This window comes from Phenylobacterium sp. LH3H17 (assembly GCF_024298925.1).
GTDB lineage: Bacteria > Pseudomonadota > Alphaproteobacteria > Caulobacterales > Caulobacteraceae > Phenylobacterium.
On record NZ_CP101283.1, the window covers coordinates 4167059 to 4186512 of the forward strand.

General features: G+C 68.6%; 21 protein-coding genes. 12 read left to right on the top strand and 9 right to left on the bottom strand.

The genetic code is table 11. The features are described 5' to 3' along the window. The 3 genes from M9M90_RS20645 to M9M90_RS20655 all read right to left on the bottom strand — a co-directional run bounded on the left by M9M90_RS20645 (position 1) and on the right by M9M90_RS20655 (position 4405). Positions 1-1299 (bottom strand): Hsp70 family protein, encoded by a 1299-nt coding sequence (locus M9M90_RS20645; protein ID WP_254835101.1) that lies wholly within the window; start codon positions 1297-1299, stop codon positions 1-3. A gap of 92 nt (positions 1300-1391) precedes the next feature. Beyond that, entirely contained in the window at positions 1392-3680 is a 2289-nt protein-coding gene (locus tag M9M90_RS20650; protein WP_254835102.1) for an NADP-dependent malic enzyme, read from the bottom strand. A gap of 101 nt (positions 3681-3781) precedes the next feature. Continuing rightward, positions 3782-4405 carry a TetR/AcrR family transcriptional regulator gene (locus tag M9M90_RS20655; RefSeq protein ID WP_254835103.1) on the bottom strand — a complete coding sequence of 208 codons (624 nt, stop codon included), beginning with the start codon at positions 4403-4405 and terminating at the stop codon, positions 3782-3784. A gap of 70 nt (positions 4406-4475) precedes the next feature. Here M9M90_RS20655 and M9M90_RS20660 point away from each other — a divergent pair, with 70 nt between their 5' ends. The 3 genes from M9M90_RS20660 to M9M90_RS20670 all read left to right on the top strand — a co-directional run bounded on the left by M9M90_RS20660 (position 4476) and on the right by M9M90_RS20670 (position 7475). Beyond that, the gene (locus M9M90_RS20660) at positions 4476-5099 is read left to right on the top strand and encodes a glutathione binding-like protein (RefSeq protein ID WP_254835104.1); all 624 of its coding nucleotides are present in this window, start codon (positions 4476-4478) and stop codon (positions 5097-5099) included. Between the two features lie 155 nt (positions 5100-5254). Further along, the gene (dapB, locus tag M9M90_RS20665; RefSeq protein ID WP_256549253.1) at positions 5255-6025 is read left to right on the top strand and encodes a 4-hydroxy-tetrahydrodipicolinate reductase; all 771 of its coding nucleotides are present in this window, start codon (positions 5255-5257) and stop codon (positions 6023-6025) included. A 13-nt stretch (positions 6026-6038) separates the two neighbouring features. After that, positions 6039-7475, top strand: a complete 1437-nt coding sequence (locus M9M90_RS20670; protein WP_254835106.1) for an amidase family protein — start codon at positions 6039-6041, stop codon at positions 7473-7475. Here the strand turns inward: M9M90_RS20670 and M9M90_RS20675 are convergent. Genes M9M90_RS20675 through coaBC form a run of 3 tightly spaced genes read right to left on the bottom strand, consistent with a single transcriptional unit; the run spans position 7472 to position 9704 of the window. Next, positions 7472-8056: a histidine phosphatase family protein gene (locus M9M90_RS20675; protein ID WP_254835107.1), complete on the bottom strand. Its 585-nt coding sequence runs from the start codon at positions 8054-8056 to the stop codon at positions 7472-7474. The two genes, M9M90_RS20670 and M9M90_RS20675, sit on opposite strands and share 4 nt — an antisense overlap. Positions 8057-8058: 2 nt before the next feature. After that, entirely contained in the window at positions 8059-8514 is a 456-nt protein-coding gene (gene dut, locus M9M90_RS20680) for a dUTP diphosphatase (RefSeq protein WP_254835108.1), read from the bottom strand. Further along, positions 8511-9704, bottom strand: a complete 1194-nt coding sequence (gene coaBC / locus M9M90_RS20685; protein ID WP_254835109.1) for a bifunctional phosphopantothenoylcysteine decarboxylase/phosphopantothenate--cysteine ligase CoaBC — start codon at positions 9702-9704, stop codon at positions 8511-8513. The genes dut and coaBC overlap by 4 nt, the downstream gene beginning before the upstream one ends. 161 nt (positions 9705-9865) lie before the next feature. On the opposite strand from coaBC, the gene M9M90_RS20690 reads away from it, so the two are divergent. Together M9M90_RS20690 and M9M90_RS20695 are read left to right on the top strand one after the other, a co-directional pair. Next, on the top strand, positions 9866-10807 hold the full coding sequence (locus tag M9M90_RS20690; protein WP_254835110.1) for an IS1595 family transposase: 942 nt from the start codon (positions 9866-9868) through the stop codon (positions 10805-10807). Between the two features lie 14 nt (positions 10808-10821). Next, positions 10822-10989: a hypothetical protein gene (locus M9M90_RS20695; RefSeq protein ID WP_254835111.1), complete on the top strand. Its 168-nt coding sequence runs from the start codon at positions 10822-10824 to the stop codon at positions 10987-10989. Between the two features lie 350 nt (positions 10990-11339). On the opposite strand, the gene M9M90_RS20700 is transcribed toward M9M90_RS20695, so the two are convergent. Further along, positions 11340-12236: a hypothetical protein gene (locus tag M9M90_RS20700; protein WP_254835112.1), complete on the bottom strand. Its 897-nt coding sequence runs from the start codon at positions 12234-12236 to the stop codon at positions 11340-11342. 68 nt (positions 12237-12304) lie between these two features. On the opposite strand from M9M90_RS20700, the gene M9M90_RS20705 reads away from it, so the two are divergent. Both M9M90_RS20705 and M9M90_RS20710 read left to right on the top strand, forming a co-directional pair. Next, positions 12305-12835 (top strand): hypothetical protein, encoded by a 531-nt coding sequence (locus M9M90_RS20705; RefSeq protein WP_254835113.1) that lies wholly within the window; start codon positions 12305-12307, stop codon positions 12833-12835. Further along, positions 12835-13335: a cupin domain-containing protein gene (locus M9M90_RS20710; protein WP_254835114.1), complete on the top strand. Its 501-nt coding sequence runs from the start codon at positions 12835-12837 to the stop codon at positions 13333-13335. The genes M9M90_RS20705 and M9M90_RS20710 overlap by 1 nt, the downstream gene beginning before the upstream one ends. Here the strand turns inward: M9M90_RS20710 and ubiB are convergent. Together ubiB and M9M90_RS20720 are read right to left on the bottom strand one after the other, a co-directional pair. Further along, on the bottom strand, positions 13332-14840 hold the full coding sequence (gene ubiB, locus M9M90_RS20715; protein WP_254835115.1) for a 2-polyprenylphenol 6-hydroxylase: 1509 nt from the start codon (positions 14838-14840) through the stop codon (positions 13332-13334). The two genes, M9M90_RS20710 and ubiB, sit on opposite strands and share 4 nt — an antisense overlap. 3 nt (positions 14841-14843) lie before the next feature. After that, entirely contained in the window at positions 14844-15602 is a 759-nt protein-coding gene (locus tag M9M90_RS20720; RefSeq protein WP_254835116.1) for a class I SAM-dependent methyltransferase, read from the bottom strand. A 51-nt stretch (positions 15603-15653) separates the two neighbouring features. Between M9M90_RS20720 and mutM the strand changes: the two genes are divergently transcribed. The 5 genes from mutM to rpsT all read left to right on the top strand — a co-directional run bounded on the left by mutM (position 15654) and on the right by rpsT (position 19167). Then, a complete protein-coding gene (gene mutM, locus M9M90_RS20725; RefSeq protein ID WP_254835117.1) occupies positions 15654-16517 on the top strand; it encodes a bifunctional DNA-formamidopyrimidine glycosylase/DNA-(apurinic or apyrimidinic site) lyase in 864 nt (287 codons plus the stop codon). An 8-nt stretch (positions 16518-16525) separates the two neighbouring features. After that, positions 16526-17395 (top strand): TraB/GumN family protein, encoded by an 870-nt coding sequence (locus M9M90_RS20730; RefSeq protein ID WP_254835118.1) that lies wholly within the window; start codon positions 16526-16528, stop codon positions 17393-17395. A gap of 33 nt (positions 17396-17428) precedes the next feature. Continuing rightward, positions 17429-18205, top strand: coding sequence for an enoyl-CoA hydratase (locus M9M90_RS20735; RefSeq protein WP_254835119.1), 777 nt, complete (start codon positions 17429-17431; stop codon positions 18203-18205). A 4-nt stretch (positions 18206-18209) separates the two neighbouring features. Continuing rightward, positions 18210-18791: a GDSL-type esterase/lipase family protein gene (locus M9M90_RS20740; protein WP_254835120.1), complete on the top strand. Its 582-nt coding sequence runs from the start codon at positions 18210-18212 to the stop codon at positions 18789-18791. Between the two features lie 106 nt (positions 18792-18897). Further along, entirely contained in the window at positions 18898-19167 is a 270-nt protein-coding gene (rpsT, locus tag M9M90_RS20745) for a 30S ribosomal protein S20 (protein ID WP_254835121.1), read from the top strand. The last annotated feature ends 287 nt before the right edge of the window (positions 19168-19454 follow it).

Consider the following 19454-nt stretch of genomic DNA (forward strand, 5'->3'; position numbering starts at 1 on the left):
CTACGCGCGGCGAGCCCACTTGGTGAGGTCGCGTTCGCGGCCCATCAGGGCCAGCCCCGAGGCGATGGATTCCAGCTCGCTGCCGGTCTCGATCTTCTCAGTGGGGAAGCGGCGGTGGAAGATGTCGCGCACCGCGGGCACCAGGGAAGAGCCGCCGGTGAGGAACACCCGGTCGACCCCTTCGGCGGTGAGTCCGGCGTCGGCCAGGGCCTCGTCGACGGCGGTCTCGATCAAGGCGAGTTCGGGTGCGATCCAGCCCTCGAACTCTGCGCGGTCCACCGGGCGGCGGATGGCGATGGTCCCGGCCTCGAAGGCGAACTCGGCCCGCTCCTGCGACGACAGCGCCTCCTTCAGGCGCGAGACCGCCCGGTAGAGGACATAGCCGTAGTTCTCGTCGAGGGTCTCGACCAGGCGGGCGATCTTCTCGGGCTCGACGGCCTCGCGCACCAGCTTGCGGATCTCGCGCATCTCCCGGCTGGCCCGCATCAGGGCGAGCTGGTCCCATCGGGCGAAGGTGGAATAGTAGCGGTTGGGGATCGGCAGGACCTTGCCGAACGAGGTGTAGGACGAGCCCTTGCCCAGTTCCGGCGACACCACGTTGTCAATGATCCGATAGTCGAAGGCGTCGCCCGCGACGCCCACGCCGGAACGCCCCATGGGGGTGGAAACGATCTCGCCGTTCGCCCGGGAGAAGCGGATGATCGAGAAGTCGCTGGTGCCGCCGCCGAAATCGCCCACCAGGACCGTGGCGTCCTCGGCCAGTTCCCGGGCGAAAAAGAAGGCCGCGCCCACCGGCTCGTAGGCGTAGAGGATCTCTTCGAAGCCCAGGCGCTGGAAGGCGGTCTCGTAGCGCTGAAGCGCCAGCTCCTCCTTGGGAGCGCCGCCCGCGAAGATTACCGGCCGGCCGACGATCACCCGCCTGGGCAGGTCGGCCAGATCGGAGCCGGCATGGTCTCGCAGCTTCAGCAGGAAGGCCGAGAGCAGGTCCTCGAACTGGTAGCGCCGCCCGATGATCTGGGTCTCGGTGAAGCTCTCCGAGGCCGCGAAGCTCTTGAAGGACTGGATCAACCGCGTCTCCAGCGGGTCCTCCACATAGGCCTCGATCGCCCAGGGCCCGGCCTCGACGGTGCGGTCGGACGGATGCTCGGGCGGGGCGTGGAAGGACAGGGCGGAACGGAAGGCGAAGACTTCCTGTTGCGGCGCGGGGAACCGCACCAAGTGGGCCGGCCCGTCGGCCCCCGCGAGCGCGACGACCGTATTGGTCGTGCCGAAATCGATGCCGATGCTGAGACCGGTCATGGGTCGCGCTCCTGTGCGTGAGGGGTGGGACGACGGATCGTCCGCACCCCTCGGAGCGGACAGCCGTTAGGTCTTGTGCATCCGCACGGACATCAGCTCTGGGCCTCGACGAGGTCCTGCTCATAGGCTGCGAGCGTCGCGGCCTGTAGGATCCGCGAGACGCTGGCCGACAGCGGGGCGATCTGCACCGACTTGGAAAGGCCCAGCAGGATCGGTCCGATCACCGTGCCGCCTCCCAGGGCTTCCACGAGCTGGGTCGAGATGGCGGCCGAATGGATGGCCGGCATGATCAGCACATTGGCCGGGCCCGACAGCCGCATGAAGGGATAGTTGGCGCGCTTCTCGGGATTTAGCGCCACCTTGGGCGGCATCTCACCCTCGTACTCGAACGCGATGTCCATCTCGTCCAGCATGGCCACGGCCTCGCGCACCTTCTCGGAGCGCAGGCCCATGGGATTGCCGAAGGTCGAATAGGACATGAAGGCCACGCGCGGCGTGTAGCCCAGTGTCTCCACCGCCCGGGCCGCCTCGCAGGCGATTTCCACCAGTTCCTCGGCCTCGGGCATCTCGGTGACATTCGTGTCGGCGATGAACAGGGTGTGGCCCTTGGACAGCACCACGCTCATGCCCATGATCCGGCCGTCCGGCGCCGGATCGATGACCCGCAGCACCTCTTCCAGCACTTGGTCGTAGGAGCGGGTGACCCCGGTGACCATGCCGTCGGCCTCGCCGAGCGCCACCATGGAGGCGGCGAAGGAGTTTCGGTCCTGGTTGATCAGCCTCTGGACGTCGCGCTTCAGGTAGCCCTGGCGCTGGAGGCGCTTGTAGAGGAACTCCACGAAGTCGGGATTGCGATCCGAGAGGCGGGCGTTGATCACCTCGATCTTGGTGTCGGCCGGGTCGAGCCCGGCGGTGATCATATTCTCGCGCACCAGCTCCTCGCGGCCCACCAGGATGGCGTGGCCGAGGCCCGCGGCCTGGAAGGCGTAAGCGGCGCGGATCACACTCGGTTCCTCGCCCTCGGCGAACACCACGCGCTTCTTCGGGGCCTTCAGCACCGCGCCCTGCAGCTTCTGGAGGAAGGCCGCGGTGGGATCGAGCCGCTGGGCCAGGGAGGCGCGATAGGCGTCCATGTCCGGGATCGGCTTGCGGGCCACGCCGGTGTCCATCGCCGCCTGGGCGACGAAGGGCGGGATGTACCAGATCAGCCGGGGATCGAATGGGGTCGGGATGATGTACTGCGGCCCGAACTTCAACTGCATGCCGTGATAGGCCGCGGCCACTTCGTCGGGCACGTCCTCGCGGGCCAGCATCGCGAGAGCATTGGCGCAGGCGATCTTCATTTCCATGTTCACCCGCCGCGCTCGCACGTCCAGGGCGCCGCGGAAGATGTAGGGGAAGCCCAGGACGTTGTTGACCTGGTTGGCGTAGTCGGACCGGCCGGTGGCGACGATGGCGTCGGGGCGGACCGAATAGACCTCCTCCGGGGTGATCTCCGGATCGGGATTGGCCATGGCGAAGATGATCGGCTTGGCCGCCATCTTCGACACGAGATCTGCGGTAAGCGCGCCCTTCACCGACAGGCCGATGAACACGTCGGCGCCTTCCAGCGCCTCGGCCAGGGTGCGCTTGTCGGTGTCGACGCAGTGGGCGCTTTTCCACTGGTTCATGTCGTTGGTGCGGCCGCGCCAGAGCACGCCCTTGGAGTCCACCGCGATCACGTTGCCGGGCGTCACGCCCATGGCCTTGATCAGCTCGAGGGTGGCGATGCCCGCCGCCCCCGGGCCGTTCAGCACCACCTTCACGTCCTTCAGGTCGCGGCCGGTGATGTGGCAGGCGTTGATCAGGCCGGCGGCGGAGATGATCGCGGTGCCGTGCTGGTCGTCGTGGAACACCGGGATGTCGAGCAGCTCCTGCAGCTCGGTCTCGATGCGGAAGCATTCGGGGCTCTTGATGTCCTCGAGATTTATGCCGCCGAAAGTGACGCCGATGTTCTTGACCACCGTGATGATCTCGTCGGGATCAGTGGCCGAGACCTCGATGTCGATGGCGTCGACGTCGGCGAAGCGCTTGAACAGCACCCCCTTGCCTTCCATCACCGGCTTCGACGCCAGGGCGCCCAGATTGCCCAGGCCCAGGATCGCCGTGCCGTTGGAGATCACCGCCACCAGGTTGCCCTTGGAGGTGTAGTCGTACGCCAGCTCCGGATCCTCGGCGATCGCCAGCACCGGCACAGCCACGCCCGGCGAATAGGCCAGGCTGAGGTCGCGCTGCGTCGCCATCGGCTTGGTCGCGGCGATCGCGATCTTCCCGGGCGTCGGATACTTGTGGAAGTGCAGCGCTTCTTCGTCGGTGAAGGTGCGTTTTTCGGCGTCGCTCATAGGCGCGGCGGTTCCTTCGGGCAGGCTTGGATTTGGAGGCCGCCAACCTATAGAGCCCGGCCCCGCGCCACAACCTTCCCACGGAAAGCTTCGCCGTCATTTTAAGGCCGACCGCAGATCAGGTCGACGCCGGCCTCATAGATCGCCCGCAGGGAGGCCTCGTCGGCGCCGGTGCGCGCTCGGACCGCCAGGGTGTGCAGGATCGCCGTGGCTATCCTGCCCAGGGCCTTGGGGTCGGCGCCCGGGGGCAGTTCGTCGAGGCCGGCGGCTAGGCGGGCGGCGAAGGCCCCGTCGAGTTCGCCGAACACCTGGTCCAGTAGGTGGCGCACCTCAGGATCGGCGACGCTCTCGGTCACCGCCGTGCCGATCAGGAAGCAGCCGCGCTGGGCCTCTGCGCCCGAGCGGTAGATGGCCGAGGCGCCGGCAAAGACGGCCAGCAGCACCTCGCGCAGGGAGCCCGGCGTCGACAGACCCAACTCCAGGCTCGCCAGCATTTCGAGGCGCGAGCGCTGCAGGGTGGCCAGGTAGAGCGCCCTCTTGTCCCCGAAGGCCCCGTAGAGGCTGGGGCGGTTGAGACCGGTGGCCGCCGACAGGTCGTCGAGCGAGGTCGCCGAGAATCCGTTGCGCCAGAAGGCGTCGCGCGCCTGACCTAGGACCGTGGCCGGGTCGTAGCCGCGCGGCCGGCCCCGCGGCTTGGCCGATCCCGATGGTTCTTTTTGTACCATTTCGCAAAGAATCCTTGACGCCGATCTATTTTGTGCGGAACGGTAAGAAAATCAACGACGGAGGTTTCCCATGGACGTCTATTTCTCCCCGCTCGCCTGTTCGCTCTCCACCCGCATCGCCGTCTATGAGGCCGACGCCGAGGACCGGGTCAGCCTGAACCAGGTCGACCCCAAGACAAAGACGGTCAATGGCGGCCTCGACTACCGGACCATCAACGCCAAGGGCCTGGTGCCCGCCGTGCGCACCGATGACGGCGAGGTGATCACCGAGAACGCCGCGGTCCTGCAGTACCTGGCCGACGCCTTCCCCGAGGCCGGCCTGGCCCCCGCGGCCGGGGCGCCGGAACGCTACCGCCTGCAGCAGTGGCTGAGTTTCGTGGGGACCGAGCTGCACAAGCTGGTGTTCAACCCCCTGCTCGCGGCCAAGTCCAATGACGGGGCCAAGGCCTTCGCCCGCGAGGGTGCGGACGAGCGGTTCGACTATCTGAACAGCCACCTGGAAGGCCGCGAGTACCTGATCGACAAGTTCAGCGTGGCCGACGCCTATCTGATGGCGGTGCTCAACTGGGCCCAGTTCGTGGGCATCGACCTGGCGAAGTGGCCGGCCGTCGCCGCCTATCGCGACCGGGTCGGCGCCCGCCCCGCCGTGGCCCGCGCGCTGAAGGAGGAGTTCACCCTCTACCAGGCGGCCTAGGGTCCAAAGCGCCGCCCGGAGCGCCGCGTGGCGCTCCGTGCGGCGCCTGGCGCTTTCCGGAAGGAGATGGGCGGCGAGGGCCAGGCAAGCTTGACCCAGCGCCCAAGGACGGGAGAGTAGCGCTCCCCACGTTCGCGTCCGCCGGAGAGTTTCCCCTGACCGCCCCGATCAAGATCGCCGTCGCCGGCGCGCTCGGCCGCATGGGCCAGGCGGTGGCCGCCGTGGTCGCCGGCCGCCAGGACGTCGTGCTGTCGGCACGGTTCGACCGTCCGGGAGCGAGCGGCGAGGGTCTGGTCGACCAGGCCGCGGCGCTGGACGGCGCCGACGTGGTCATCGATTTCACCACCCCCGCCGCCTCGGTGGCCCTGGCCCAGGCCTGCGCCGCGCGGGGCGGGCCCACCCTGGTGATCGGCTCCACCGGACTTTCCGAGCAGGACCTCGCCGCCATCGGCAAGGCCGCCGAGACGGTCGCCATCGTCCAGGCCGGAAATTTCTCCCTGGGGGTCAACATGCTGCTGGGCCTGGTGGCCCAGGCCGCCCGGGCGCTCGGCCCCGACGCCTACGACATCGAGATCTTCGAGGCCCACCACCGGCGCAAGGTCGACGCGCCCTCCGGCACCGCCCTGATGCTGGGCCAGGCTGCAGCCAAGGGTCGCGGCGTGGATCTGGCGCTGGCCGCCGCGCGGGCGCGTGAGGGCAATACCGGTCCCCGGATTCCGGGCGACATCGGCTTCTCGGTCATGCGCGGCGGCGACATCATCGGCGAGCACTCGGTGACGTTCGCCGCCGACGACGAGATCCTGACCCTGAGCCACTCGGCCCGCGACCGTGGCCTGTTCGCCCGGGGCGCGGTGGAGGCCGCCCGCTGGGTCGCGAACCGGCCGCCCGGCAAGTACGACATGCAGGACGTGCTGGGTCTCAACTGAGAGGGCGTGCTTGATGGCCGATCTGCTGAGGCGCGACGCCACGGGCCAGCTCGCCGCGCTCATGGCCAAGGACGTCTCGGCCGTCGAGCTGCTGAAGCTGGCCCTGGCCCGGCACGAGGCCACCCACGCCCGCCTGAACGTGGTGATCGCCGCCGACCTCGACCGCGCGCTGGACGCAGCCCGTGCCGTCGACGACCTGCGCCTGCGCGGCGAGACCCTGGGTCCGCTCGCCGGCCTGCCGATGACCATCAAGGACACCCTGGACGTGGCGGGCCTGCCGGCCTCCTCCGGCCTCGACGCCTTCCGCCATCGCAAGGCCGAGGACGCCGTCGCGGTGACCCACGCCCGCCGGGCCGGGGCTGTGATCTGGGGCAAGACCAATGTTCCGGTGATGGCCGGCGACTGGCAGAGCTTCAACGCCGTCTATGGGACCTCGAACAATCCCTGGGACGTCGCCCGCACCACCGGCGGCTCGTCGGGCGGGTCCGCCGGCGCCCTGGCGGCAGGGGTCACGTCGCTGGAGATCGGCTCGGATATCGCCGGTTCCCTGCGGGTCCCGGCAAGCTTCTGCGGCGTGTTCTCCCACAAGCCCACCTGGGGAATGGTCTCGCAGCGCGGCCACGTGCCCCCCGCGCCCGGCGCCCATATCGAGCGCGACCTCAATGTGGTCGGGCCGATGGCTCGATCGGCTCGTGACCTGCGTCTGCTGCTCTCGGTGATCGAGAACGGCCCCATCGCCGCCAAGGCCAGGCCCGCCGACCTTCCGTCCCTGCGCGTCGGCCTGTGGCTGGACGAGCCGCTGTTTCCGCTGGATCCAGAGGTCCGCCTGGTGCTTGAAACCCTGGCTGGCGAACTCGCCGCCGCCGGCGCCGAGATCCAGCCGATCTCCAGCCCCGTGCCGGCCGACCAGCTCATGGCCGCTTTCCAAACCCTGCTGGGGTCGATCATCGGCGGTGACCTGCCGCCCGCCCTGCAGCGGCGGGCGCGGCGGGCGCGGGCCTTGGCCGACCTGGCCGGCTCTGTCGGCATCGATCTCAAGTCCTGGGGCGGCCTGTCGCGCGCCTATGCCGCCAGCCATGCGGAGTGGATCGCCGCCGACGAGGTCCGCGCCCGGATGAGCCACGTCATGGGCGAGCTGTTCCTGCGGTTCGACGTGATCCTGGCGCCCGTGACACCGCGGGTCGCATTCCCGCACGACCACCGGCCGTTCACGGCCCGCCGGCTGCAGCTGACGGACGGGACCCAGGTCCCCTACACGGCGATGATGAACTGGGTCGCCCTGGCGACCGCCTGCCGCCTGCCGGTCACGGTGGTCCCCGCGGGCCTCGCGGCTTCAGGCCTGCCCGTAGGGATGCAGATCATCGGGCCGCGCGGCGGTGACTCCCGGACCCTGGCGGTCGCCCAGGCCATCGACGAGACCCTGCGCGGCTACATCCCGCCGCCGTCCTAGATCGCGGCCGGCGCCTCGCGCAGGTGGGCGCGCTCGTTCAGGCTGACCACGTTCCGCTGGCCGCCGCGGGCGCACATGAAACGGTGGACGCTGGTGTAGCCGGGCTCGAAGAACAGCCGCGGCTCCATCTTCAGCACATGAGCCGTCCAGACATTGATCACCCCGCCATGGCAGAAGACCGCCACGCGCCCCCCGGGATGGGCGGCGATGACCTCCTCCAGCGCCCCGACGACCTGGTCCTGGAAGGCGGGCACGTCCACGCCGTGGCCGCCTTCGGCCAGGGCTTTCCAGGCGGCGTAGTCCTCACGCTTCAACACTTCCATGGGCACGTAGGCGCCCGACTCGCGGTCGAACTCGGCCACGCCCTCGTGCAACTGCAACGCATGGCCGCCGCGGGCCACGAAGGGTTCGGCGGTCTGGACCGCGCGCCGCATGGGGCTGGACCAGGCCGCGTCGACTCCGTCGTCGGCCAGCCAGAGCGCGACGCGCCGGGCCTGGTCGTGGCCCTCCTCGGAGAGCTCCGGATCGGCATGGCCGTCGCTGCGCACCGGCAGGCCGTGTCGGACGAGAATAAGTTCCATGCCTACCGCCCCCCAGTCGAGCCGAAGCCGCCCGCGCCGCGGACGGTGTCGTCCAGGTCGGCGACCTCGGCCAGGACCGCCTGGATCACCGGGGCGATGATCATCTGGGCGATGCGATCGCCGCGGCGGATCGTGAAGGCCTCGCCGCCGTGATTGATCAGGATCACCTTCACCTCGCCGCGATAGTCGGCGTCCACCGTCCCCGGCGAGTTCAGGCAGGTGATTCCGGACTTCAGCGCCAGGCCCGAACGCGGCCGCACCTGGCCCTCGAAGCCGGAGGGGATCGCGAAGGCGAGGCCCGTCGGCACCGGAAACCGCGCGCCGGGGGCCAGCACCACGGGGGCATCCTCCGGCACGGCGGCGCGCAGGTCCATGCCCGCGGCGTCGGCGGTCTCATAACCGGGCAGCGGCAGGTCGAGATTGTGCGGCAGGCGTTTGACGGGGACGGTCGGCGTCACGAGAGCTCCTGGGCCATTCGGGCGGCGAGCTTCTGCGCCACCTGCGACTTCGCGGTCCGCTCCCATCGCTCGATTCCCCCCGCCGTGACGATAGACACCGTGTTGTCATCCCCGCCCATGACGCCCTCGAGGCTCACATCATTGGCCACGATCCAGTCGCAGCCTTTGCGCGCCAGCTTTGCCTTGGCGTAGTTTTCCACGTCGTTGGTCTCGGCGGCGAACCCCACCACCAGCTTCGGCCGGCGGGCGGAGGTCGAGAGGGTGGCCAGGATGTCGGGGTTCTCCACCAGGGCGATGGAAGGCGGGCCGCCGCCGTACTTCTTCAGCTTGGTCCCAGCCGTATCGGCGGGACGCCAGTCGGCCACCGCGGCGACGCAGACGGCGATGTCGGCCGGCAGGGCCGCCTCGCAGGCCGCCAGCATCTGGCGGGCGGTCTCCACGTCCACGCGCTTGACGCCTACTGGAGTCGGCACCGCCACCGGGCCGGCCACGAGAGTCACCTCGGCGCCGAGATCGGCCAGGGCCTTGGCGATGGCGAAACCCTGCTTGCCGCTGGAGCGGTTGGTCAGCAGGCGCACGGGATCCAGCGGTTCGGCGGTGGGGCCGGCGGTGACGATAGCGCGCTTGCCGGCCAGGGGCCGGGCCGCGGGGCCGGCAAGCGCCTGCAGGATCGCCTCGAAGATCGCGGCGGGCTCCGCCATCCGCCCGAAGCCGAACTCGCCGCAAGCCATGGCCCCCTCGTCCGGACCGACGAACAGCACGCCGTCGGCCTTCAGGGTCGCGAGGTTGCGGCGGGTGGCGGCGTGCCCCCACATCCGCACGTTCATGGCCGGCGCCATCAGGACGGGCTTGTCGGTGGCCAGCAGGGTGGTCGAGGCCAGGTCCCCGGCCAGGCCGTGGGCCGCCTTGGCCATCAGGTCGGCGGTGGCCGGCGCCACCACCACCAGGTCCGCCGAGCGCGACAGCTCGATATGGCCCATCTCGGCCTCGTCGGTGAGCGAGAAGAGCTGCGAGTAGACCTTGTCTTCGGCCAGGGCGGCCAGGGACAGCGGGGTGACGAATTCGGCGCCCGCCCGGGTGAGGATCGGCCGCACCCCAATGCCGGCCTTGCGTAGCAGGCGGGTCAGTTCCAGGGCCTTATAGGCGGCGATCCCGCCCCCGACGATCAGCAGAATCCGTTGGTCCGACAAGGTTTGACGCCCCAAGCAACAGGTCCCCGGTCATAGGCCAAACGCGGGCGCTGGACAAACATGCGTTTCTGTTCTTAATTTGTTCCACAGCTTGGCCGGCGATATTATACTTGCCGTACCCAAAAAGAACGATTAGGTTGATTCCACAAGGAGTTAGCCCGATGTCGGTTCTTTCGCAGCCCCACTTCCACAACGAAGCCGCCGCCTACGCTTACGTCGAGGCGCGCGTCTGGCCGCAAGGTCCGATTTGCCCCCATTGCGGCGGCGTGGAGCGCATTGGCCTCATGGGCGGCAAGTCCACCCGGATCGGGGCTTACAAGTGCTACCAGTGCCGCAAGCCCTTCACCGTGAAGGTCGGGACCATCTTCGAGGCCAGCCACGTTCCCCTGCGTCTGTGGCTGCAAGCCATGTTCCTGATGGCATCCTCGAAGAAGGGCGTGAGCGCCAACCAACTGCATCGCACCCTGGGCGTCACCCTCAAGACTGCCTGGTTCATGGCTCACCGCATCCGGAAGGCGATGGAGAGCGACGACGCCAACCCGTTCGGCATGGGCGGCGCGACCGTCGAAGTGGACGAAACCTTCATCGGGACCGATCCCGGCGCTCCGGCTCCCAAGAAGGGCAAGCCGCGCGGGATCAAGCAAATGCAGAAGGTCGTCTCCCTCGTGGAGCGTGAGACCGGCCGCGCCCGCTCGGTTGTCATCGACAACTACAGCCTGTCGGACATCACCCTCGTGGTTGAAGCCAACCTCCACCGCGAGGCCAACCTGCTCACCGACGAGAGCCGCATGTACACCGTGGTCGGCAAGACCTTCGCCAGCCACAACACCGTCAATCACTCCAAGGGCGAGTATGTGAACCGCCAGGACAAGGCGATCCACACCAACACCATCGAAGGCTACTTCTCGATCTTCAAGCGCGGGATGCGCGGCGTCTACCAGCACGCCGCCAAGCGCCACCTGCATCGCTATCTGGCCGAGTTCGATTTCCGCTATAGCTACCGCATCGCGCTGGGCGTGAACGATGTGCAGCGGGCTGATATGATGCTGGCCGGTGTGACCGGTAAGCGCCTCACCTATCAAACAGCTCGTGGGGCGATCTAAGGCGAAGGAAGCCGATGGCGGACAAGAAACCGAAGGACGAGGACGAGGCGCAAAGCCGAAGGTTCATCGAAGCCGCAACCGATCTCGAAGCGGCTGGCGAACTAAACCTCACCGAAAGCGAAGCCGCGTTTGAACGGCTCGTTGACAACGCCTTGCCAGCGCGGAAGCCGCCGGAAAAATAGGGGATTCCCTCAGCGAATCGAACGCGCTAAGGAAAGGGCGTCGCCCCCGCTAGGAAACGACGCCCCCCTCCTACCTCGCGCGCTTGCGCTTGGCAGGAACCTTCACGGTCTGGACATAAGCAGTCGCCTTGCGGCGGTTAGCTTCCGAGATGGGAATGATCTTCCCAGTCTTGGCGTCCTTCCCGATCTGACGGGTAGCCATTTGCACATCACCTCCAATCCGGGGCCGTTGCCCCTCGCTACAGGCATGACCTGCGGATTGTGATGATCGCGTCCGACGACTCGCCAACCGGGAAATTAACCAGTTTCTTCGCGGAAGTTGAGTCAATTCAGCCGCCTAAGCGACAGGGCTAGACTTTGCTGGTCCGGTAGTCGGGCCGGAACTGCGCCAATTCCTCCACAACGTCTTCGGGCAAGCCCATGGCGCGGGCCACTTCGCGAGTGGCCTGATCCGTGTGTTCCCAATCGGCCCGGACGTTCGCCTTAAAATGTTCGAGATGCGGGCGCCCGAAGAAGCCGAGCTTGTCTCGGGGCCGCATCAGGGCCTTCAGGTCGGCCCGGACCGGGCGAGGGTCGCCCGTCATGTTGCGGCTCGCCTGTAGACGCCAGAGCCAAGCTAATAGATCCCCCGGCTGCACCTGCGGCGTCTCCTTCGGCACAAACGAGTGTGCGCGGTAGCCGATGCGCGGGCCGAAGTCGTCCGACTTCAGCAGGAACCGCAGGTAGCGGTGAGCATCGTCCGCGTGTTTGTGGCCTTGCTCGAAAAAGAAGGCGGTCGGCGAGGTGCGGGTGAAAACGCTGCGCCAGTGGGCGATGTGGTAGAAGCAGGACATCAGGGCGAAGGCGTATGGCGTTGGCATTAGGGTGCTGGCGCGGTCTGGGAACACCTCTCCATAGGCTTCCTGATCGACCGCGACGGCCACGCCGAAGTCGCTCTTTTCCTTCGTTAGCGCGATCAGGTGCCGCGACACCTCGTCGGCGTCGGTGCGGCCCTTAAAAATGCCGGCCGTGTGCGCGCATTCGTTGGCGTGAAAGTACGGCAGGCCCCGCCGGCTCAGGTATTGGGACCACTCTTTGCCGAACTCCACCGCTTTCGACTTTCGGAAAACGTAGCCGGCCACGCATAGGACGCGAGGCTTCCGGTCCTCGTAGCTCTCGTCAAAATAGGCTTCCGAGACCGTGACCAAGTCGCCGCCATTCGGGATCAGGATGTCCAGCAGCCGAGCCGACTCGGCATGGCTATTCATCTACCACACCCCGGCCTGGGTACGCGAAGTATAACATCGCCCTTGGCCGTGTGTCTGGAGGGACTGGAATGGCAGGTTACAAGATTGCGTTGAGCGCGGGCCTGGCCCTGGTGTTGCTGGCCGCCTGCGAACGGCCTTCGGCGGTGGCCAAGAAGGAGGACGCTCCGGCTTCGACCGCATCGTCGTCGGGGTCGGGCTCGGAGACCGCAAGGACGGAGACCCGCGACGAGCCGGTGCGCGAGATCGACGGCAAGCCGATCTGGTCGGCAAGCCGCAAAGGCAGCGCCGAGGAGAACGCCCAGCGCAGTTTCGAGCGCAACGGCGAGGCCTTCGGGGCCAAGGACCTGGACGACTTCGTGCGCAAGGCCCACGCCTTCGTCGAGGACCCGCCGGCAGGGACTCAGCGCCTGACCCGGTCCAACGGCGACGTCCTGCTCTACGATCCCAAGGGCAATGTCTTCGCCGTGATCACCAAGGCCGGCGCGCCGCGCACCATGTTCAAGCCCGAAGAAGGCGCCGCCTACTGGGACGAGCAGAAGACCCGCGAGGCGAGGCGCCTGACGGCCCGCTCCGAGCGTCGGGAGCGCGACGACAGCTGATGGCCAGGCATCTCATCAGGTACGCCGATCTGGACTGGAGCCGCGCCTTCCGGGGCCGCCATCCGTTCAATCCAGCCTCGGAGATGAGCATGATCCGGGTCGGCGACCTGAGCGGGCTCACCCGACTGGGCGCCAATCTCATCCGCATCCCGCCAGGCAAGGAGAGCTTCATCCCCCACGCCCATTCGGTGGAGGAGGAGATGGTGCTGGTGATCTCGGGGTCGGGCGAGGTGGTGCTGGACGGCGTCGCCCAGGCGATCGGGCCCGGCGATTTCGTGGGCTTCCCCACCGATGGGGTGGTCCACCACCTGCTCAACACCGGCGAGGTCGACCTGGTCTATCTGACCGTCGGCGAGCGTGCCCGCGTCGAGGTCGCCGACATGCCGACCCTCGGCAAGACCACCGTCTTTCGCAACAACCGCATGGCCCTGTTCGGCCCGGACGGGGTGGAGGAGCTGTCGGCGGAAGAGTGGTTCGCTCGGATGCAGATCGAGGACTAGAGCAGCCAGGCCGCCAGCAAGAACACCAGCCCCGACGCCGCCGCCCCCACCGCGAACCAGAGGAACGGCGTTCCGCCGTGCTCCTCGACCACGGCCACAGCCGGGACCTGGGGCGGAGCCTCGATCAGGCGCGCGAGGTTGCGCAGGGCGCTGACCGCCTCTTCCGCATAACGCTTGGTCCGGGCTGCGGGGGACAATTCGCGAAGCATCCAGCGGCGCACCACCGGATCGGCGGCGGCCCAGATGTCGTGCTGCGGATCGATCCGACGGGCCACGCCCTCCACGGTCATCATGGTCTTCTGCAGCAGCACGAGCTGCGGCTGCAGGCGCATGTCGAACAGAGCGGTGATCTCGAACAGCTGGGTCAGGACCCGGCTCATGGAGACGTCGCTGACATTGCGGCCGAACACCGGCTCGCCCACCGCCCGCAGCGCCTGGGCGAAGGCCGCCACCGAGTGGCCGCGGGGCACGTAGCCGGCGTCGAAATGGGTCTGGGCGACCTTGTCGTAGTCGCGCTGCAGGAAGCCCCAGAGGATCTCGGCCAGGTAGCGGCGCTCGGCGGCGTCGAGCCGTCCGATGATCCCGAAGTCCACCGCCGTCAACTCGCAGGGCGCGGCGACGAACAGGTTACCCTCGTGCAGGTCGGCGTGGAACACGCCATGGTCAAGGGCCTGGGCCAGGAACGCCCGGATCAGCTTGTCGGCCAGGGCCGGACGGTCGAGGCCATCCAGCTCCAGGGCGGCGGGATCGGACAGCGGCGCGCCGGGCGCCCACTCCTGGGTCAGGACCCGCTTGCCCACGCCCTCCCAGACCACCTTGGGTGCGGACATGTAGCCGTCCTTGGCCATGACCTGGGCCAGTTCGTCGCCGCCGGCCGCCTCCAGCCGCAGGTCCAGCTCCAGCTCGGTGGCGCGGATCACCGTGTCGGCCAGGGCCTTCGGCTCCAGGCGCCGCGCGGGGACCGACCAGCGCTCCACCAGCCGGGCGGCCAGCCGCAGCACTTCGGCGTCTTCCGCCACCCGCCGGCCGATGCCGGGCCGCAGCACCTTGACGGCCACGCGTCGACCATCGGTGAGGGTCGCCTCATGCGCCTGGGCCAGCGAGGCCGCGGCCACCGGCTCGCCGAAGGTCGAGAACAGGCTCGCCACCGGCCGTCCCAGGGTCAGCTCCACCTCGCGCCGGGCCAGTTCGGTGGGAAAGGGCGCGAGGGCGTCCTTCAGCCGCGCCAGGTCCTGGGCGAACTCGATCCCGAAAATGTCGGCGCGGGTGGAAAGTAGCTGGCCGAGCTTGATCGCCACCGGCCCCAGCAGCTCCAGCGACCGCGCCAACCGCTCGCCGGGCCGTCCCTCTCGGGCCTGGCGTCCGGCCAGCAGCCGGAGCGCCGTACCCAGGGTCTTCACGGCGGGGGGATAGAGAGCGTCCAGCTCGCGCGGAAGCAGGGCGTCGTTGCGCGCCAACATCCATCCCGCGGCCGCGAGCCGCCCGAACGCCGCCAGCCCGCCCACCGGCTAGATCGCCCAGCCGTGGTGCATGGCGGCCACCCCGCCGGTGAAGTTCGTGTAGCCGGCGCGGCTGAACCCGGCCTTCTCGATCAGGCCGACGAAGGTCTTCTGGTCCGGGAACCGGCGGATGCTTTCCACCAGGTACTGGTAGCTCTCGCGGTCCTTGGCCACCCATTGGCCGATCTGCGGTATCACCTTGAAGGAATAGGCGTCATAGGCGCGGCGCAGGGCCTCGGTAGCCGGCTGCGAGAACTCCAGGCACAGGAACCGGCCGCCGGGCTTCAGAACCCGCCGGGCCTCGGCGAGGGCCGCGGAGATATCGGTGACGTTGCGGATGCCGAAGGAGATCACATAGGCGTTGGCGCAGGCGTCGGGCAGCGGCAGGCGCTGGGCGTCGCCCACGGCCCAGACGATCTCCGGCTCCCCGCCCCGCTCACGGCCGGCGGCGATCATCTCGGCGTTGTAGTCGACCACGATCACCGAGGCGTCGGGACCGCCGCGTCGTTCCTGCGCACGCCGGGCCATCTTCGCGAAGCGTCGGGCCATGTCGCCCGTGCCGCCTGCGCAGTCGATTATGGTCTCGCCCGGCTGCGGATTCAGGCGGGCGGCGACGGCGTCCTTCCACAGCCGGTGGACGCCCCCGCTCATCAGGTCGTTCATCAGGTCGTAGCGGCTGGCGACGCGGTCGAAGACCCCACGCACCAGGCGCGGTTTCTCGGCGGGGTCGACGTCGCGGAATCCGAAGGTGGCGGCGGGTCCGGTCATGCAGGCGTCTTAGCCTTGTCGCGCGCGCAACGCCATGCCACTCCACGTTCCATGCCCGAACTTCCCGAGGTCGAGACCGTCCGCCGCGGCCTGCAGCCGGTGCTGGAAGGCCGCCGCCTGGCCCGCGTGGAGGCCCGCCGCGCCGACCTGCGGTTCCCGTTCCCCGAAGGCTTCGTCCAGCGGCTCACCGGCGCGACCATCCAGCGCCTGGACCGCCGCGCCAAGTATCTGATCGCCGAACTGGACCGGGGTGAGACCCTGGTGATGCACCTGGGCATGAGCGGCCGATTCGAGATCGCCAGACCGCAGGGCGCCGTCCGGCCCGGAGAGTTCCACTACGCCGCCGACCCGGATCCCAAGCACGCGCATGTGGTGCTGGACACCGAAGATGGCGGCCGGGTCACCTATTACGACCCCAGACGTTTCGGCTACATGGCCCTGCTCGACACCGCCACCCGCGACCAGCATCCCTGGTTCGCGGGCCTCGGCCCCGAACCTCTGTCGCCCGCCTTCGATGCGAACCTGCTGGAGAAAGCCTTCGCCGGCCGCAAGCAGGGTCCCAAGACCCTGCTGCTGGACCAGAGGATCGTCGCCGGCCTGGGCAATATCTATGTCTGCGAGGCGCTCAACCGGGCGCGGATCTCGCCCTTCAAGCCGGCCGGCGGGATCACGCCGGCCAGGCTCGGCCCTCTGGTCGAGATCATCCGCGAGGTGTTGAACGAGGCCATCGCCGCGGGCGGCTCCACCCTGCGCGACTACGCCGCCGCCGACGGGGCCCTGGGCTATTTCCAGCACCGTTTCCGCGCCTATGACCGCGAGGGCCAGGCCTGCCTCAACGAGGGCTGTGGTGGCGTCGTTGCCCGCCAGGTCCAGGCCGGCCGCTCCACCTTCTTCTGCCCCGACTGCCAAGAGTGAATCGACGCATGCTCTCAAAGGCTCTCCTCGCCGGGCTCTTCGGCCTCGCCCTCGCCGCCTGTGGGCCCGCGCAGGCCAAGCCGCCGTACTGGATCGTGCGCGACGCCGATTCAGAGGTGATGCTGTTCGGGTCGGTCCACGTGCTGCGGCCGGACCTCGACTGGCGGCCGCCCGAACTGGACGCCGCCCTGGCCAGGGCCGACGACCTCTGGTTCGAGCTGCCGATCGACGCCATGTCGGAGGCGCGCACCGCCCAGCTCGCAGCCCGGCACGGCCTGATGCCGGAGGGCAAGACCCTCACCAGCCTGCTCTCGCCGCAGGGCGCCCAGCGCCTGGCGAGGGCGTCGGAAAGCCTGGGGGTCAGCCTGGCGGTGATGGATCGACTGGAGCCTTGGTTCGCCGAGGTGCTGCTGGCCGGGGCCCAGTTCCGCAAGGCCGGGGCCGATACCTCCGGCGGGGTGGAGAAGACCCTGTCGGCCAGCGCCCCGGCCTCGGCCCAGCGCAAGGCCTTCGAGACCCCCGACGAACAGATCGCCATCTTCGATTCCGCGCCGCTCATCGATCAGGCCGCCTCCCTGGAGCGCAGCCTGATCGAGCTGGACGCCAATCCCGACGCCTATGAGGCCCTGGTGGCCGACTGGATGGCCGGCGACCTGGCGGGTATCGACGAGCAGGCCCTGGAGCCCCTCCGCGAGGTCGCCCCCGCCCTCTATGCGCGGCTGGTCACCGATCGTAACGCCCGCTGGCTGGCGGCGCTCCGCACGCGCCTTGCCGGTCAGGGCCGGACCGTGGTCGTGGTGGGCGTCGGACACCTGGTGGGCGAGGACGGCCTGCCCGCCCGCCTGCGAGCGCTTGGCTATTCGGTCGAGGGGCCTTAGAGGCCAGTCCAGGGACAACCGCGCGAGGCTGGCATGAGCTACGAGACCCTGATCGTCGAGGCGCATGACGCCGTCACCCTGATCAAGTTGAACCGGCCCGAGGCGCTGAACGCGCTCAACAGCCAATTGCTCGCCGAACTCTGCGCCGCCCTGGACGCGGCCGAAGCCGACGACAGCGTCCGCTGCCTGGTGCTGACTGGCTCGGAGCGCGCCTTCGCCGCCGGCGCCGACATCAAGGAGATGTCCGACAAGTCCTACGCCCAGATGTTCAAGCAGGACTTCTTCGGAGCCAGCGCCCGGCGCATCGAGCAGTTTCGCAAGCCGATCATCGCGGCCGTGGCGGGCTATGCGCTCGGCGGCGGCTGCGAGCTGGCCATGCTGTGCGACTTCATCATCGCCGCCGACACCGCCAAGTTCGGACAGCCCGAGATCAACCTCGGCGTCGCGCCGGGCATCGGCGGCACCCAGCGGCTGACCCGCTTCGTGGGCAAGTCCAAGGCCATGGACATGATCCTCACCGCCCGGATGATGGACGCCGCCGAGGCCGAGCGCGCCGGCCTGGTCTCGCGCGTCGTCGAGGCCGACAAGCTGATCGGGGAGGCCATGGCGGCGGCGAGCAAGATCGCGTCCCAGTCGCCCTTGGCGGTGATGATGAACAAGGAGCTGGTCGAGGCGGCCTACGAGACCACCTTGTCGGCCGGGGTCTCGCTGGAACGGCGGATGTTCCATTCCCTGTTCGCCTTCGACGACCAGAAGGAGGGCATGGCCGCCTTCGTCGAGAAGCGGAAGCCAGCGTTCAAGGGCCAGTAGCTTCATGCGGCTGATCGCCTTCGGGGACTCGATGGTCGCCGGAGCCGGCGATCCCGACCATCTCGGTTGGGTCGGCCGGGCCCTGGCCGGCCGCCGCGCGGTGACCCTCTATAACCTCGGCGTGCGCCGTGAGACGTCCGGCGACATCGCCGCCCGTTGGCGGGCCGAGGCCCTGCCCCGGATCACGGCGGACGAACCCATGCGGATCGTCTTCTCCTTCGGCGTCAACGACTGTCACCTCGACGGCAGCCGGCCGCGGCTATCCCAGGCCGAAAGCCTGAAGAACGCCCAGGCCGTCTTGACCGGCGCGGCCGAGCTTTGCCCCGTCATGCTCGTCGGCCCGCCCCCCGTCGTCGACCCTGGCGTCTGCGCCCGGCTGGAGGGCCTGAACGACGCCCTGAAAGCCCTCGCCGCGCGGCTTAGAATCCCTTTTATCGACGTCCTGCGGCCGCTGATGGCCGACGGCCTGTTCCAGGCCGAGGCCCTGGCCTGGGACGGCGCCCACCCCGGCGCGGGCGGCTATCAGCGCATGGCCGACCTGATCTGCATCCATCCCGCCTGGACCCGCTTCACCCTGGCCGATTAAACGGTCCGTGCGGATTGACCCCAGGCCCGCCGTCCCGTATATCCGCGCCTCCAATTTGCCCGCCCGGGCTAGACACCCGGGCGCGATCCGTTTTGAGAGCTGACACATGGCCAACACGCCCGGCGCCAAGAAGGCGGTCCGCAAGATCGAACGCCGCACCGAAGTGAACAAGGCGCGCCGTTCGCGCGTGCGCACCTATCTGCGCAAGTTCGATGAGGCGGTCACCGCCGGTGACGCGACCCTCGCCAAGGCCGCCTTCGTCGAGGCCGAATCCGAGCTGATGCGCGCCGTCTCCAAGGGCGTCGTCCACAAGAATACCGGCTCGCGGAAAGTCTCCCGCCTGGCCGCCCAGCTCAAGAAGCTGGCCGCCGCCTGAGGTTGCGGCGCCGGCCAGGAAGCTTGGCCGGCATCTTTCTGATCTAGATGGTCTTTTTGACGCACCCGCGGGTTGAGAAACCCGCGGGCGTTTCTTTGTGCGCCGCACCCATTCTTGCTGCGACTGCGGCGAATCTTCTCAGTCAACGGAACGTCAAAATTGGGATTCCCTTGCCCTGCGAGGGCTGGATTTGAGTCAACGAAAATATCGATATGAGTCGCGAAGAATCACCGTTGACCCCCTAACCGCCCCGACTAGGGTGGCAAGTCTTAAGACGTCCTTCCATC